Genomic DNA, 15,824 nt, shown 5'->3' on the forward strand with positions numbered 1-15,824 from the left:
TCTAGTGTTCGATATCGGCGTACGGCAGGTGTCCTATTGTTTCCATTCTGGACTCGCCATATGGTTGCGCGGCCGCAGATTCCGGACATGTCCGTGCAGAAATCGGGAAGAAGTGCGGCCCACAAGCACTTAGCTTTGATTACCTCACACCCGATCAGGAGAGGGATCATGGCTGCAAGCGGCAATCGCGCAGTAACCTTCATGCCCAACGCGCAGCTGATCCTGTATCCGGATGCCAATCACGGCTCGTTCTATCAGTACCCGGCGCTGTTCGTCGCACAGGCAGAGCAGTTCCTGTCGTGGGGGCTGCCGGACGATAGCTCAGGCGAGGGGCGCACAGCATTCCCAGCGGAGCCGCCCCGGGCTTGATCGAACCACAGCAGAGTCGTCACGCCGGCACCGAGGCGTCCCGATGCCGCGACGCGGCCTCGCGGACGCAGTGGATGAAGTAATCGGACGGTGCGGTCAGGATCGTGCCTTCGCGTTGCAGCAAGGCCATCTGCAGCGTGGGTGGGTCTTCGGGCAGGTTCAGTTGCACCAGCTGCGAGTCGGGGTCGAGGATCAGCACGTGCCGCGTCAGCGCCATCACGGTGTCGACGTTGAGCAGCAGCTTGCTCGTCAGCAGGTTCGAGGTGCAACGCGTGATGCGGCGGGGTGGCGGCAGGTCATGGCGTGCGAAGACTGCTTCGAGATAGCGCGGAAACTGTTCGGTCGCATCGGCGTGCAGCCATTCGGCGTCCTGCAGGTCGGCGAAGCGGGTGGCGCCGGCATGACGGCCGCCGCGGCGTGTCGCGAAGGCTGTCGGGAACGATAGCAGGGGCTCGCAGGTCACGAAGGCGTCCACCGGCGGTTCGCCCGGTATGGCTGCCAGCGCGAAGTCCAGCCGGCTGTTGCGCAGGTTGTCGAGCAGCTTCGGCAGATTCCATTCGCGGAACTCGACGGCCACCTCGGGCATCGCCGAGCGAAACGGCACGAAGGCCTCCGCGATCAGCGTTGCCCCGGCCAGCGGCGACACGCCGATGCGCAACTGGCCGCCCACCACGCCGCGCAACTCCGCCATATCGGCCTCCGCGCGCTCGAACTCATGCACGATCAAGCGCGCGCGCGTCAGCAACCGGCGGCCCTCGTCGGTCATCGACACCCCCCACGAGTTGCGCGTGATCAATGGCACGCCGACTTCGGACTCCAGCTCGCGCATGGTGCGCGTGACCGCCGGCTGACTCACGCACAGCACGCGCGCGGCCGCATTGATGCTGCCTTGTTCGGCAATGGCGGTCAGGGCTCGCAAATGGTGCAACTTCATGTCTACACGGCTCTAGTTTGGGGGGTGTCGATCTGGGGGCGTCGATCTGGGGCGTCGTTCACGCACGCGGGACGCTATAACGCACCGTTATCCACATCCGGATTTGTGCGTACTCGCGCGCTAGTTAATTTCATAGCATGACGTCTTTGTATCAACGGCGTTACACGCATGAAACGCGAGCGAGATACTACCGCGCCCTTGTCGCCGACAGCAACGCCATGCGGGCCATGCGCGCTTGCTGCCCCGGCTTGCTTCCCCCGCTTGCTTCACAACAACTTGCAGACACCCCCGATTCATCAAGAGGAGAAGTCATGAAACGTTTGGTCCTGTGCGCGCTTGCTTTGGCGGCGGCCACGGCAGTCTCGTCCGGTTGTTCCGATAGCAATGCGGCGAGCCCCACCTACGACAGCGCGCTCGACAGTGCGTCGAAGGCGCAGCAACCTGCTGTCATGCAGATGCTGGAGCAACTGGTCAACATCGAAACGGGCACGGGCGACACGGTCGGCATGCCGCAGATGGCGGACTACCTCGCGCAGCAGCTGGCGGGCCTCGGTGCGACGGTCTCTCGCCAGCAGGCCGCCGCCGGTGTGGTCGGCGAGAACATCGTCGGTCGGTTCAAGGGCACTGGCTCGGTAAAGATCCTGATGATCGCGCATATGGATACGGTGTACCCGCGCGGCTATCTCGCGAAGGCGCCGTTCCGCGTGGACGGCAATCGCGCATACGGCCCTGGCATCGCGGACGACAAGGGCGGCATCGCGGTCATTCTCAATTCGCTCGCCATTCTCAAGGCGCGCGGCTTCAACGAGTATGGCGAGATCGTCGTCATGTTCAACACCGACGAAGAGAAGGGCTCGTTCGGATCGCGCGATCTCATCCAGCAGCTGTCGGCGGGGGCGGACTATGTCATCTCGCACGAGCCCAGCGGCGAAACGGAAGGCATCGGGCTCGCGACATCGGGCATTGCTTACGTGGAAGCGAAGATCACGGGCAAGGCCGCTCACGCCGGCGTCGCGCCGGAACTCGGCGTCAACGCGCTGACGGAAGCGGCCGATCTGATCCTGCGTACGCAGGACATCGACAACAAGAGCAAGGAGATGCGTTTCAACTGGACGCTGGCCAAAGCCGGTAGCGCATCGAATGCGATCCCGGATTCCGCCACGCTGAACGCGGACGTCCGCTATGGGCGCAACGAAGACCTCGAGGCGATCCAGTCGATGCTGTCCGAGCGGGCCCAGCGCAAGCGGCTGCCGGCAGCCACGGTCGAGGTGAGCGTCACACCCGGTCGCCCGGCATTTAACGCCAACGATGGCGGCAAGTTCCTCGCCAACAAGGCTGCGGCGATCTATCAGGAGCTGGGCTATACGCTGACGGTCTCCGATACCCGCACAGGGGGTGGCACGGACGCGGCCTACGCCGCGCTGTCGGGCAAGCCTGTCGTGGAGAGCATGGGCCTGCCCGGTTTCGGGTATCACACGTCGTCGGCGGAATACGTGCTGATCGATGCGATTCCGCGTCGCCTGTACCTGAGCACCCGCATGCTGATGGACCTTAGCCGCGGCCAGTGAAGCGCGTCCCGCCCCACGGGTGATGCGAGGTTGCCTTGACCTTTCTTACGCCTCCGTATATCGTAAGATATGTTTTAAGATATATGGAGCAACGTATGCATCACCATTTACAGGCTCGCCTTCACCAACTCCGCGCGCACATGATGCACCGCCATGGCGGGTTCTGGAGCGGCGGCGACCGGCCGGGCTGGGACGGGGGAGACGGGGCGGACGGGTTTGGATCCGATGACGGCTGGCGGCGGGGGCGGAAGTTCAGTGCGGAAGATCTGCAGTTGTTGCTCCTGTCGCTGCTCGAGGAGAAGCCGTCGCATGGGTACGAACTGATCAAGGCGCTCGAGACGCGAACCGGCGGGTTCTACAAGCCCAGCCCGGGCGTGGTGTATCCCGCGCTGACGTTCCTCGAGGACCTTGGTTACGCCAGCGTCGATGCCGAGGGCAACAAGAAGCTGTATCGGATTACCGAAACGGGGCGCGCGTACCTCGAAACGCATCGCGAGCGCGTGGCGTTGATGGTGGGCAAGCTGCGGCATGTCGCCAAGAAGATGGACTGGATGCGCCGGGCGATGAACGGGATGCCGCAGCAGGATCCCGAGCAGGGCGGCTGGTTGCCGGAGTTCGTGGAAGCGCGGATGAAGTTGAAGCGGGCGCTGGCGCTGGCCACCGACGCTTCGCCCGATGAGCAGCGGCGGATCGTTGCCATCCTCGAGCGGGCCGCGCGCGACATTGCGAACAAGGGCTGATGGGCCCGGTTCAGCCGCGCCACCTTACCGCCACCACCGGATACCCATACATGAATGCCAATCGCGATTTGACCGTTCAACGTGTTCGCCATGCCCTTCGCATGCGCCTGTTGCAGGTGCTGCGCGTCCAGAAGATGTCCTCGCAACTGCTGCGCGTAACGCTCGGCGGTTCCGACCTCGAGGACTTCGTCTCCGCGTCGTTCGACGACCATATCAAGGTGTTTTTCCCGGCGCCGGGGCAGGACAAGCCCGTGTTGCCGCAGGTCGGGCCGGAGGGCATTACGTTCCCCCAGGGCGCGACGCGTCCGCAGGCGCGCGACTATACGCCACGTCGTTATGACCCCGTCGCGCGGGAGCTCGATATCGAGTTCGTGCTCCACGGCGATGGCCCCGCATCGACATGGGCCGCGCAGGCGCAGCCCGGCCAGTATCTCGGCGTGGGCGGGCCGCGCGGGTCGTTCGTGATTCCGCGCGAGTTCGACTGGCACCTGCTGGTGGGCGACGACACCGCGCTGCCCGCGATTGGACGGCGTCTCGAGGAACTCGGTGCCGATGCGCGCGCGATTGTCGTGCTCGAAGTGTCGGACGCGGGATCGCAGATTCCGCTCGTCACGGGGCCGGACATCGAGGTGCATTGGGTCCATCGCGAGGAGCGGCCGGAAGGCAGCATGCTGTTGCCGACGCTGCGCTGGATCAGTTTGCCCGAGGGCGATGGCTATGTGTGGGCGGCGGGCGAGGGCGCCGCCATGCGCGATGTGCGGAAGTACCTCGTGGAGGAACGCGGGATCGACAAGGCGAGGATTCGTGCTTCGGCGTATTGGAAGCGCGGCAATGCGGCGGTGCACGAAACGCTCGACGACTGAAGGCAGCGCACAGTCGATGGCGGGCGCCTACACTGACATCACGCCCACTCTCCGGAGATGCCATGCCGCTGCCTCGCGTCCGCCTGTCCGCCGTCACCTTCGCCCTTGGCCTGCCCCTGGCCGCCTGCGCGCCGGACTCGGTGCGCAACTTCGAAGCGAAAGGGTTCAATCAATACGTGGATCGCATTCAGAACACGTGCGCGGACACGCGGCTCGGCACGCATGCGGTCGGCGAATGGCTGCGCACCGGTAGCGACGAAAGCGATAGCGAGTATGTGTACTGGCTCGATCAGACGTCGCGGCTGTATTACCAGCGCATCGACGTGCCCGCGTATCGCGCGTCGATCGCGGGCGCGATGGGCGGCGACAAGATCAATGCCGAGGCGCTCGACTGCATCGTGAGATTGCTGCCGCCGAATCGGCCTTACCGTCCCTCGGGCGTCGCGTGGTAGTGCGGGTGGCGCGCAACAAGGGAGTTGTGCAAATGCGCGACGCTGCGTAATATCGGTTCCCGGTGGCTGAGACAACGGCTACCGACGTCGCTCGGACGGTTCCGGGCGCTTACGTTAAAGGACACCTCCATGGCTGCCGATTCCTCCGGCAAGCGCCGCTTCGCGCGCATCGATCGTCTTCCCCCCTACGTCTTCAACATTACCGCCGAGCTCAAGATGGCCGCCCGCCGCCGAGGCGAGGACATCATCGACATGAGCATGGGCAACCCCGATGGCGCGACGCCGCCGCATATCGTGGCCAAGCTCGTCGATGCGGCCCAGCGACCCGACACGCACGGCTACTCGGCGTCGAAGGGCATTCCGCGGCTGCGGCGCGCGATTTCGCACTGGTATCGCGATCGGTATGGCGTCGACATCGACCCCGATACCGAAGCCATCGCGACGATCGGTTCGAAAGAGGGGCTCGCGCATCTGATGCTCGCCACGCTCGATCGTGGCGATACGGTGCTGGTCCCCGATCCCAGTTATCCGATTCATATCTATGGGGCGGTGATTGCTGGCGCGGATATTCGTTCGGTACCGCTGACGACCGACGTCGATTTCTTCGCCGAGCTCGAGCGGGCGATTCGCGGCAGCTATCCGAAGCCCAAGATGATCGTGCTCGGGTTTCCATCGAATCCGACGGCGGCCTGCGTGGAACTCGACTTCTTCGAGCGCGTGATCGCGCTCGCGCGCAAGCATGACATCTTCGTCGTGCATGACCTGGCGTATGCGGACATCGTGTTTGACGGATGGAAGGCGCCGTCGATCATGCAGGTGCCTGGCGCGAAGGACATTGCGGTGGAGTTTTTCACGCTGTCCAAGAGCTACAACATGGCGGGTTGGCGCATTGGCTTCATGGTCGGCAATCCTGATCTGGTGGCCGCGCTGACGCGCATCAAGAGCTACCACGACTACGGGACGTTCACGCCCTTGCAGGTGGCGGCGATCTCCGCGCTCGAGGGCGATCAGCAGTGCGTGAAGGAGATTGCCGCGCAATACCAGTCGCGTCGCGATGTGCTGGCGCGCGGGTTGATCGAGGCGGGGTGGCCCGTCGAGATTCCCAAGGCGTCGATGTATATCTGGGCACGGATTCCCGAGCCGTATCGCGCGCTGGGGTCGCTCGAGTTTGCCAAGCAACTGCTGGCCAAGGCCAAGGTGTCCGTGTCGCCGGGGATTGGCTTTGGCGACTATGGCGATGAGCACGTCCGGTTCGCGCTGATCGAGAACGAGTCGCGGATCCGGCAGGCGGTGCGGGGAATCAAGGCGATGTTCCGCGCCGATGGGTTGATCAAGCCGGTCACGCCCTAGGTGTCGACATGCCCCTCTCCGCGTGGAGAGGGGCGCGCGACTTTAGCGCTGGCCGCCGCCGACGGTCCCGCCGACGCCGATGCTCAGGCCATTGGTGAGGCCTCCCACGAGGTTGGTCACGGGCGCGAGCCGACTCGTGCTACCCGTGCCGCCACCGGCCGCGCCGGTCAGACCTTTGACGAGGTTCGTCACGGGTGCGAGCGCGCCCGTGCCGCCCGTGCCGCCACCCACTGCGCCGGTGGCGCCGCCGACTGCGTTAGTCACGCCGCTCACGAGAGTCGTGACCGGTGCCAGCGGACCCGTTCCTCCCGTGCCGCCGCCGGTGCCGCCGCCCGTGCCGCCGCCGGTGCCGCCGCCCACCGCGCCCGTCAATCCACCCGTCAATCCGCCCACGAGATTCGTGACCGGCGCGAGCGGGTTCGTGCCCGGCGTGCCGCCCGCCGGAAGCAGCGCGCCGCCCAGCGCGGCCACCGCGGTGCCCGTGGTCTGCACGATGCCGCCGACTTCGCCTACCACCGGCGCCTGCGTCTGCTTGAGCGTGCCGCCGGCATTGTTCACGGCGCCGCCCAGCGTCACGAGCAGGTTATTCACCGGCGCGCCAAGCCCCGTGGAGCCGCCGAGCGTCTGCGTGGCGTTGCCCACGGCGGCGGTCAGCGGCACGATCGCCGTGTTCGCCGTGGTCAGCACCTGATTGACGGGATCCGCCGCGAGCTGCGGGGTGAGGTTACCGACCAGATCGCCCGTCTGGCTGACGACCGAGCCGGCCGGTGCGGTCACTCCGGCGAGCGGGCCGGTGCCCAGGCCGCTGACGGTATCGCCGACGCTGCTGACGGCAGTGCCGACCTGTTTCAGCACGGTCGGCCCCGCCGCGCCGGTAGGCCCCTGCGGACCCGTCGAGCCCGTCTCGCCCTGCGGGCCTTGCGGACCGGTTGCGCCGGTCTGGCCCTGCGGACCTTGCGGACCTGTGGCGCCCGTCGAACCTGTTGCGCCCGTCGAACCTGTCGCGCCCGTCGAACCTGTCGCGCCGGTTGACCCGGTCGCCCCGGTGGCGCCCGTCGCTCCGGCAGACCCAGTCGCCCCCGCGGACCCGGTCGCACCTGTCGCCCCCGTGGAACCCGTGGAACCCGTGGAACCCGTGGCGCCCGTGGCGCCGGCGGCCCCCGCGACGCCTTCGGGTCCCATGGGACCGGTGTGGTGATGGGAGCAGCCGCCCATCAGCATCAGGCCCGCCACTGCCAGGCCGAGCAAGTACTTGTAGTTGCGCACGATGACCTCTCCTTTGTGATGTTCTGCGAGTGCAGCGACTCACCACCGCAACGGCCATGCCCAGTGCGAACCGGGCCGTGGTATGGCAAGGGACATCGACCGGCATGCCGCGCGGGGGTTGGGTTTGCGGGAGGGAGGGTGCGATTGAGACGACCGTTCGAATGCGCGCGATGACGCGGCGGCCCGTTACGGCATCGTTACCTCGTAACGTGGGCCGTAACGTTCGCCATAATGGTCGCCATAAGGTTCGCCATCAGGCGAGCTTGAAACTGTCGTCGCGTCAGACCGTGGACGCATCGCGCGCCGACGTCCGATCCGGGGCGGAAGCGGCCGCGCCGTCGATCAGTTCGCTCTGACCGACCATGCGATTGCGGCCCCCAACCTTGGCCCGATAGAGCGCCGCATCGGCCCGCGCGGACAATTGCGCGAGGGACTCGCCGGCCCGCCATGTCGCCACGCCGCCGCTGACCGTGTAGTGCACGGTGCCGAACAGCGTCTCGACGGGATTGGCCGCCGCGCGGGCGCGCACGCGCTCCGCGACGTGCCGGGCCTCGGCCTCGCCGGTGGCGGGCAGCAGGATCACGAACTCTTCCCCGCCGAGCCGCGCGAGCCGGTCGGTGGCGCGAATTTCCTCGCCCGTCACGCGCGCGAACTCGCGCAGTACCGCATCGCCGGCCGCATGACCCCACGTATCGTTGACGGATTTGAAGCGATCGATGTCGATGATCACGAGCGCGGGCGTCGGCCCGCCGCGCATCGCGAGCGCCAGCGCGCGGGCGGCTTCCTCCTCGTAGGCCTTGCGCGACGCCACGCCCGTGAGGGTGTCGGTATTGGCGATGGCCTCGAGCCGCCGCACGAGCGTGTCGTGGATCATCAGCACGGCGCCCATCGTAAGCGCGGGCATGACAAGCGCGCCGAGCGTCAGAAAGGCGATGTTGAGGCCCGGCGCCGTGATGCTGTCGCCGAGCATCGCCATCGCGGCCATCGTGCCCCGGGCGGTATGCGCGATGGCAAAACAGAGCGCGAACGTGGCGGTGGTGAGGAAATGGCTCGCGGTGCGTCCCGGCGGACGGTGGCGGATGAGCGTGATGCCGACGCCCGCGCAGAGCACCGCATGGAAGACGGAGACAAGCGAGACGCGCGCGGCAAAGGCATCGACCAGATAGCGCAGCGCGATGACGCCCATCGCCACGCCGGCAGTGCCCGCGATGAGCAGGCGCCATGGCGGGCGGCCGCCGCAGAACAGGACGGTGCCCGCATAGAACATGCAGAGGGCCCAGGCCAGCGCGGCGTTGGCGACGACGATCGAGAGGACGTCGGGTACATTGCCGCGCAACGCGAACAGCGCGAGCGCCAGGGTCGCGACGAAGTTCGCATGACACCATTCGCGCACGCCCGGCAGGCCGCAGCGGCGCAGCGACCAGACGATGGCCAGCATCATCGCGCTGAGCGCCGCGGTGATGACCAGCAGGGCGATCGGGGCCGACATCGGCGGGGCATCCTCCATCAAAAGCTCAATGATACGCGGCCCGGTGGGTGGGGCGCGACCGTGCATGAGAGGGGGGAGCCGGGCGATGCAATCCCCGCGCGAAGCGGGGCGTTGGGTGGCGGCAGGGACGAGCGGTGCCGCCGCGGACTTAGTCGATCCGCGCGCCCGACCGCTCGACCACGGGCTTCCAGCGCTTGTTCTCGCTGAGGACGAACTTGCTGAAGGCATCGGGCGAGAGCCGCATCGCGTCGGCGCCCTGTTGCGCGAGCTTGTTCTTGACCTCCGTCTTGCCAAGCGCGGCCACGACCGCGCCGTTGAGCTTCGCCAGCACGTCCTTCGGCACGCCCTTTGCCGCGAACAGGCCGAACCACGCGCCAGTCTCCACGCCGGGCACGCCGGCCTCGGCCATCGTCGGCACGTCCGGCAGCGTTCCCGTGCGCTGGGGCGACGCCACCGCGAGCGCGCGCAGGGTGCCGCTGCGGATGTGCGAGATCACCGACGGCAGCGTCGCGAACATGAACTGCACGCGGCCGGCCAGCAGATCGTTGAGCGCATCGGCGCCCTTGTAAGGGACATGCGTGGTCTGCACGCCGGCGCGCTCGTTGAACAACACGCCCGACAGATGCGCGGCCGTGCCGACGCCGGTGGAACTGAAGTTGGTCGAATTCGGATGCGCCTTTGCGTAGGCGACGAGGTCCTTCACCGATTTCACGGGCAGCGTGGGCGGGACCACGAGCACGTTGGGCACGTCGGCCATCGGCGCGACGGGCGTGAGCTCGGTCAGCGGATTGACCTTGAGCTTGCTGTACAGCGAGGGATTGATGGCGATCGGGCCCACCGACGTCGCCAGCAGCGTGTAACCGTCCGGCTCCGTGCGGCTCACCATCTCGGTACCGATATTGCCGCCCGCGCCGGGACGGTTCTCGACCACGACGCTCTGGCCGAGCGTCTGCGACATCTCGGCCGCGACTTCGCGCGCAAGGATGTCGGTGGTGCCGCCAGCGGTGAACGCGACGACCATGCGGATGGGTTTGGTGGGGAAATTCGACGTTTGCGCGAATGCGGTCGCTGCGGCGCAGCAAAGCAGCATGCCGGCCGCGGCGGGCCGGAAGAATTGAAGCATGAGTCGTCTCCGATGTTCGTAGTGTTCTATCGAACATCTTAGGGAAACGCGCCCGCTCAGCTATGAAAAAAGAGAAACGCTGCGTTCATGCCCCGCCGCAACGCTCAACGGGTCAACGGCTCAACGCGGCCGCTGGACGTGCTGCTCCATGGTCGCGCAATGGGCAAGGTACTCGAGCAACTGCGCCGTGGCGGCCGGCAGGCTGTCGCGATCGCGCACGCAGACGTGGAATTCCCGCACGGCCCATTCGTCATTGAGCGTGAGCAGGGACAGGCCCATCATCGACAGGTAGTTCTTGGCGATGCCCTCGGGAACCACCGCGATGCCGAGGCCCTCCCGCACCATGCGGCAGCGCGCTTCGAAGTTCGACACCTGCGTCTTGATCGTCAGCGGACGCGATATCGTGCCCGACACCAGTGTCAGGAACGCATCGAACGTGTGGCGCGGGAAGTAGCCGAGAAAGTCGTAGTCGAGCGCCTCCTCGAGCCGCAGCGAACCCTTGGCCTCGAGGGGATGGCCGCGCGGCACGACGAGGCCCACGCGGTCCTTGCGATAGGGTAGCGAGAACACGCCGGGGCTCGGGCTGCGCGCGTGATAGATGCCGATATCGGCGTCCCCGTTCGACACCATGCGCGGAATATCGAAGCTGAAGGCCTCCATCAGGTCGATGCGCGCTTCAGGCACGCGCTTGAGAAAGCCGCCGATGTCCGTCGGCAGGAATTGCAGCACCGTCGAGCGGTTCGACGCGAGGCGAATCTTCGCGGTGCCGTCGATGGAGAACGTGGCGAGCGCATCCTGCGCCAGCTGCACGCTGCGCACGATGGCCTTGGCGCGCTGATACAGCATCGCGCCGGCGGGCGTGGGTTCGACGCCGCGGCCATGGCGGCGGAGCAGGGCGGTGCCCGCGCGGCGCTCGAGTTCGGCGATGCGTTTGCTGGCGGCCGAAGTCACCAGGTTCTCGCGTTCGGCCGCGCGTGACAGGCTTTTCTCCTCGACGGCGGCAATCAGGATGAGGAGCGAAGGAATGTCCATGGGCGAAAAGCTCGGGTAAAAACCGGCAAAAGATCCGGGATCGTGCGCAGTATGCATCGCGCGGCCGGTGGGATGGAACCCCCGCGCGCCCCCCTGCGGGAGCCCCGCGATATTTCGGGAGGTTTCTCCAAAAGTCAAAGCTGGCCGGAGCGGCATCCCTACCATGGGAACCATTCCGGCATACCAGCGACGCCGCGGCACCTCGGCGCCGTCGTGCAAAACAGCGAGGAGACACCCTATGATCATCGAAGATTTCGCCGCCTATGTCGGCCGGGAGGCCACTTCGCGCCTGCCCGACGTTGCACTGCACCATGCGCGCCGCGCGGTCGTCGACTGGTTCGCCGCGCTGCTCGCGGGCGTGCGGATCGCGCCGGGCCAGCAACTGGTGGCCGCACATCGGGAGGAACTCGGCGTCGGCCGTTCGACCATCGTCGGCCACGGCACCCATGCGTTTCCCGCGTTGGCCGCGTGGATCAACGGCAGCACGTCGCATGCGGCCGAGTTCGACGACATTTTCCGCGATGGGATCTATCACCCCGGCTGCCCCACGATTGCCGCGGCGCTGGCGCTGGCCGAGCAGGTGGATGCCAGCGGAACCGATTTCCTGCGCGCGGTCATCGCGGGCTACGAGGTCTCGACGCGCATCGGCGCGGCGATCCAGCCCGCGCACTATCGCTTCTTCCACACCACCGGCACGGTCGGCTGTTTCGGCGCGGCGGCTGCGGGCGCGCTGCTCGTCGCGCCCGGCAATGCGCGCGTCGCGGCCGATGCCATGGCCACCGCCGCGACGTTCGCGTCGGGCCTGCAGCAGGCATTCCGCTCCGATGCCATGACCAAGGCGCTGCACGCGGGCCATGCGGCGCAGGTCGGTGTGCAGGCCGCGCAAGCCGCCGCGCACGGCGTCAACGGTGTGTACAACATACTCGAGGGCGATGCGGGCTTCGGTGCCGCGATGTGCGGCAAGCCGGACTGGCGCAACGTGACGCAGGGCCTCGGCACCGATTACAACGTCACGCGCATGACGCAGAAGAACCACGGCTGCTGCGGGCACACGTTTGCCGCGATCGACGCGGCCCAGCAAATCGTGCGCGATCACGCGCTCGATCCGGCGCGCATTGCCGCGGTGCGCGTGGCGACTTATCAGGTAGCGCTGGACGTGACGGGCAACTTCAACCCGACCACGGCCTTCGAGGCGCGCTTCAGCCTGCCGTACGTCGTCTCCCACGGCATTCTGCGTGGCGCCGTGCGGCTCGATGCGTTCCTGCCCGAGCGCATGGCCGATGCGCGGATTCGCCAGCTCATGACGAAGGTCTCGCTGACCGCGGATCCGGAACTCACCGCGGCGTTTCCGCGTCAGCGCGCCGCGCGTGTGGAAATCGAGATGGTGGATGGCGCGCGGCACGAGTACTTCGCGCCGTATCGCAAGGGCGACCCCGAGTCGCCGCTCGACGATGCGACGCTGGCCGACAAGTTCATGGAGTTGAGCGCGCCGGTGTTGGGCGCGGGACCGGCGGCGCGCCTGCTGGATGCGCTATGGCAGCTCGACGATCGCCCCGTGCGCGCGCTCGGTCTTTCCCAGCTGAAGGCAGGCTGATCTCTTCACCACCGGTTTTCTCATGACTTCGACCCCTTCCCGGGCCACCGGCGCCACGCTGGCCAAGGCCCTCTTCACGCCCACGCGCGTCGCACTGGTCGGCGCTTCCGCCGACGAAAGCAAGAACACCGCGCGCCCGATGCGCTTCATGCGCAAACATGGCTACGCGGGCACCATCTATCCGATCAACGCCGGCCGCGCGGAGGTGATGGGCCTGCAGGCCTATCCGCGCGTTGCCGATGTGCCGGGCCCCATCGATCAGGCGTTCGTGATGGTGCCAGGCCGGCAGGTGCCGGAAGTGCTCGAGCAATGCGCGGCGCGGGGTGCCCGCGTGGTGACCGTCTTCTCCGATGGCTTCGCCGAACTCGGCGGCGAGGGCGTGGCCGCGCAGGAAGCGCTGGCTGCGCGGGCACGCGAGCTCGGCGTGCGGCTGCTGGGGCCGAACAGCATCGGCGTGGTGGACGTGCATAGCGGCGCGATCCTGTCGGTCAATGCGGTTCTGGAGATGGACGAACTGCGCGCCGGCGGCATCAGCGTGATCTCGCAGAGCGGCTCGATGCTCGGTGCGCTGCTGTCGCGCGGCGCCGCCCGCGGGCTCGGGTTCGCCAAGCTCGTGTCGGTCGGCAATGAATGCGATATCGGAGTCGGCGAGCTGGTGGACATGCTCGTCGACGACGAAGCGACCGAAGTCATCCTCTTGTTTCTTGAAACGATCCGCGACGCCGCCGTGCTTGGCCCCGCGTTGCGCCGCGCAAGGGCGGCCGGCAAGCCCGTGCTCGCGTACAAGCTGGGCCGCTCCGCGCAGGGCGAGGCCCTGGCACAGTCGCATACCGGGGCGCTCGCTGGGAACGATGCCGCCGTCGATGCGTTCCTGCGCAAACATGGCGCGATGCGCGTGGAGTTTCTTGAGGCGCTGTTCGAGCTCGCACCGCTGGCGCGTCGGTATGCGAAGACCGTGCCGGTCCTCGACCGTGCGCCACGCGTGGCGGTGGTGACGACGACGGGCGGTGGGGCCGCGACGGTCGTCGATCGGCTTGGCCTTGCCGATGTGGAAGCCGTGGCGCCTCCCGATGCCTTCATCGCGCATATGGCCGCGCGCGGCGTGAAGATTCGCCAGACGCCGATCATCGACCTGACGCTGGCCGCGACGAGCGTCCAATACCAGGATCTGGTCGAACAGATGCTGGAGAGCGACTGGTGCGATGCGGTGCTGTGCGTGGCGGGTTCGTCCGCGCAGTTCCATCCGCAACTGGCCGTGCGCCCGATCGTCGAAGCCTCGGCGGTGTCTTCGCGCACGGGCAAGCCCTTGTTGGCGTTTCTCGCGCCGGAGGCCACGAAGTCGCTGGACCTGATGCAGGCAGCGGGCGTGCCGGCTTTCCGCACGCCGGAGAGTTGTGCCGATGCGCTGGCCTGCCTGTTTCGCTCGGCACGGTCGCGAGACGACGCGGTGGCGGCACCGGCGACGATCGCATGGCCAGCGGGACTCCCGACGCGGGGCGACCTCTCGGAGTTCGAAGCCGCGAAGGTGTTCGCGGCGGCGGGCGTGCCCATCGCGCCGATGGCGCTCGTCACCGATGGCTCGCTCGCGCATGCCGTGCCCTATCCGGTGGTCGCAAAGATCTGCTCGCGCGACATCCTGCACAAGACCGAAGTCGGCGGCGTGAAGGTCGGCGTGCGCGACAACGCCGAACTGGCGAACGCGGCGGATCAGTTGTACGTGAATGTCGGTGGCGCCGCGCCCGACGCGCGTATCGACGGCATTCTGGTACAACGCATGGAAAGCCGGCTGCTCGAGCTGATGCTCGGCTACCGCAACGATCCGCTCGTGGGCCCGATCGTGATGCTGAGCGCCGGTGGCGTGACCGCCGAACTCCATCGCGACGTCAGCCTGCGGCCCGCGCCGGTCACGCTCGCGGAAGCCAACGAGATGATCCACGAGGTCCGTACCACCCAGCTGATCCGCGGCTTTCGCGGACTGCCGCGCGGCGACGTGGATGCGCTGGCAAGGACCATCGTCGCGTTCTCGGGCCTGTCGGCCGTCTCCGGCGCGACGATCGAAGAGGCGGAAGTCAATCCGCTGTTCGTACGCGAGGACGGCGTCGTCGGTGTGGACTGCGTGGTGCGGCTGGCCCGCTAGAAGAACCCGACGAACCGCGCCATGATCGGCGATAGCGTGCCGGTACGGTGCGCCATCAGGACGCGGCTGTTGGCGTCGGGGCCGATCAACGGGAGGTAGGCCACGCCGGGAATGCCCGTGCGGGCATAGATTTCCGGCAACACGGCAACGCCCGCGCCGCTAGCGACGAGGCCGATGATCGTGGTGGCTTCGCGCGCTTCCTGCACCGTGCGCGGCGCGAAGCCGGCGCGGTTGCACAGCGTGGTGACGTGGTCGAAGAGACCGCAGCCCAGGCCGCGCGGGAACAGCAGGAACGACTCGCCCGATAAATCGCCGATGTTCAGCGCGGGGCCGCCCTCTTGCGCGCGGCGGTGCCATCGCGGGACCACGGCAACGAGGCGATCGGCCAGGACCTCCCTCACGGCGATCGAGGCGGGCGGGTGGAACTGCGGCGAGGGCCGCAGGAACCCGACGTCGATCTCGCCTTGTTCGATCTGCTGCAACTGCTGGCCCGTCGACATATGCACGAGTTCCAGCGTGGCGTTGCGGTGCGCTTCCCGAAACCGATGGAAGGCGCGCGGAAACGGATCGTGCATCGGCACGGACGCGGTGAAGGCCACGCGGATCTCGCCCGCTTCGCCGCTGGCCACCTGCTTGACCACGTCCCGCGCCTGATCGAGATTCGCGAGCGCGGCGCGGGCTTTTTCGAGGAAGAGGCTGCCGGCCGGCGTCAGTGCCACCTTGTGTCGCGTGCGTTCGAGCAGCGGGCTGCCGAGTTCCTCCTCCAGGGCCTTGATCTGGATGGAGAGGGGCGGCTGGCTGATATGCAGCTTGCGGGCGGCTGCACTGAAACTGAGCGCCTCGGCGACCGCGACGAAGTAGCGCAGTTGGCGGAAATCCATATGGGGGGCGGATTTGCGGCCGGTTG

General features: G+C 67.2%; 14 protein-coding genes. 8 read left to right on the forward strand and 6 right to left on the reverse strand.

The window, feature by feature from the left end; translation table 11 throughout:
• Window positions 1–168 precede the first annotated feature (168 nt).
• The gene (locus tag KHP16_RS28340) at window positions 169–369 is read left to right on the forward strand and encodes a hypothetical protein (protein WP_244835822.1); all 201 of its coding nucleotides are present in this window, start codon (window positions 169–171) and stop codon (window positions 367–369) included.
• A gap of 19 nt (window positions 370–388) precedes the next feature.
• Here KHP16_RS28340 and KHP16_RS10450 read toward each other — a convergent pair whose 3' ends face one another.
• A complete protein-coding gene (locus KHP16_RS10450; RefSeq protein WP_109583408.1) occupies window positions 389–1,303 on the reverse strand; it encodes a LysR family transcriptional regulator in 915 nt (304 codons plus the stop codon).
• Window positions 1,304–1,614: 311 nt separating this feature from the next.
• Here KHP16_RS10450 and KHP16_RS10455 point away from each other — a divergent pair, with 311 nt between their 5' ends.
• From KHP16_RS10455 to alaC, 5 genes are all read left to right on the forward strand, one after another.
• Complete coding sequence (locus tag KHP16_RS10455; RefSeq protein ID WP_109583407.1) at window positions 1,615–2,871, forward strand: glutamate carboxypeptidase; 1,257 nt, start codon at window positions 1,615–1,617, stop codon at window positions 2,869–2,871.
• A 95-nt stretch (window positions 2,872–2,966) separates the two neighbouring features.
• The gene (locus KHP16_RS10460) at window positions 2,967–3,611 is read left to right on the forward strand and encodes a PadR family transcriptional regulator (RefSeq protein ID WP_407935118.1); all 645 of its coding nucleotides are present in this window, start codon (window positions 2,967–2,969) and stop codon (window positions 3,609–3,611) included.
• A gap of 50 nt (window positions 3,612–3,661) precedes the next feature.
• Window positions 3,662–4,474 (forward strand): siderophore-interacting protein, encoded by an 813-nt coding sequence (locus KHP16_RS10465; protein ID WP_211960134.1) that lies wholly within the window; start codon window positions 3,662–3,664, stop codon window positions 4,472–4,474.
• Between the two features lie 62 nt (window positions 4,475–4,536).
• Complete coding sequence (locus KHP16_RS10470; RefSeq protein ID WP_109583404.1) at window positions 4,537–4,926, forward strand: hypothetical protein; 390 nt, start codon at window positions 4,537–4,539, stop codon at window positions 4,924–4,926.
• A gap of 129 nt (window positions 4,927–5,055) precedes the next feature.
• On the forward strand, window positions 5,056–6,276 hold the full coding sequence (gene alaC, locus KHP16_RS10475; protein ID WP_109583403.1) for an alanine transaminase: 1,221 nt from the start codon (window positions 5,056–5,058) through the stop codon (window positions 6,274–6,276).
• Between the two features lie 42 nt (window positions 6,277–6,318).
• On the opposite strand, the gene KHP16_RS10480 is transcribed toward alaC, so the two are convergent.
• The 4 genes from KHP16_RS10480 to KHP16_RS10495 form a co-directional block, all read right to left on the reverse strand.
• Entirely contained in the window at window positions 6,319–7,542 is a 1,224-nt protein-coding gene (locus KHP16_RS10480) for a collagen-like triple helix repeat-containing protein (protein WP_211960135.1), read from the reverse strand.
• A 280-nt stretch (window positions 7,543–7,822) separates the two neighbouring features.
• Window positions 7,823–9,031: a GGDEF domain-containing protein gene (locus tag KHP16_RS10485; protein WP_179593881.1), complete on the reverse strand. Its 1,209-nt coding sequence runs from the start codon at window positions 9,029–9,031 to the stop codon at window positions 7,823–7,825.
• Window positions 9,032–9,179: 148 nt separating this feature from the next.
• A complete protein-coding gene (locus tag KHP16_RS10490; RefSeq protein ID WP_115953253.1) occupies window positions 9,180–10,154 on the reverse strand; it encodes a Bug family tripartite tricarboxylate transporter substrate binding protein in 975 nt (324 codons plus the stop codon).
• A 120-nt stretch (window positions 10,155–10,274) separates the two neighbouring features.
• Window positions 10,275–11,186, reverse strand: coding sequence for a LysR family transcriptional regulator (locus tag KHP16_RS10495; protein ID WP_211960136.1), 912 nt, complete (start codon window positions 11,184–11,186; stop codon window positions 10,275–10,277).
• Between the two features lie 238 nt (window positions 11,187–11,424).
• Here KHP16_RS10495 and KHP16_RS10500 point away from each other — a divergent pair, with 238 nt between their 5' ends.
• Entirely contained in the window at window positions 11,425–12,780 is a 1,356-nt protein-coding gene (locus tag KHP16_RS10500) for an MmgE/PrpD family protein (protein ID WP_211960137.1), read from the forward strand.
• A 22-nt stretch (window positions 12,781–12,802) separates the two neighbouring features.
• Window positions 12,803–14,917: an acetate--CoA ligase family protein gene (locus KHP16_RS10505; RefSeq protein WP_211960138.1), complete on the forward strand. Its 2,115-nt coding sequence runs from the start codon at window positions 12,803–12,805 to the stop codon at window positions 14,915–14,917.
• On the opposite strand, the gene KHP16_RS10510 is transcribed toward KHP16_RS10505, so the two are convergent.
• Window positions 14,914–15,798, reverse strand: coding sequence for a LysR family transcriptional regulator (locus KHP16_RS10510; protein WP_211960139.1), 885 nt, complete (start codon window positions 15,796–15,798; stop codon window positions 14,914–14,916). The genes KHP16_RS10505 and KHP16_RS10510 overlap by 4 nt on opposite strands.
• Window positions 15,799–15,824: the final 26 nt, after the last annotated feature.

The sequence above is a fragment of the Cupriavidus plantarum genome (assembly GCF_905397285.1).
Lineage (GTDB): Bacteria > Pseudomonadota > Gammaproteobacteria > Burkholderiales > Burkholderiaceae > Cupriavidus > Cupriavidus plantarum.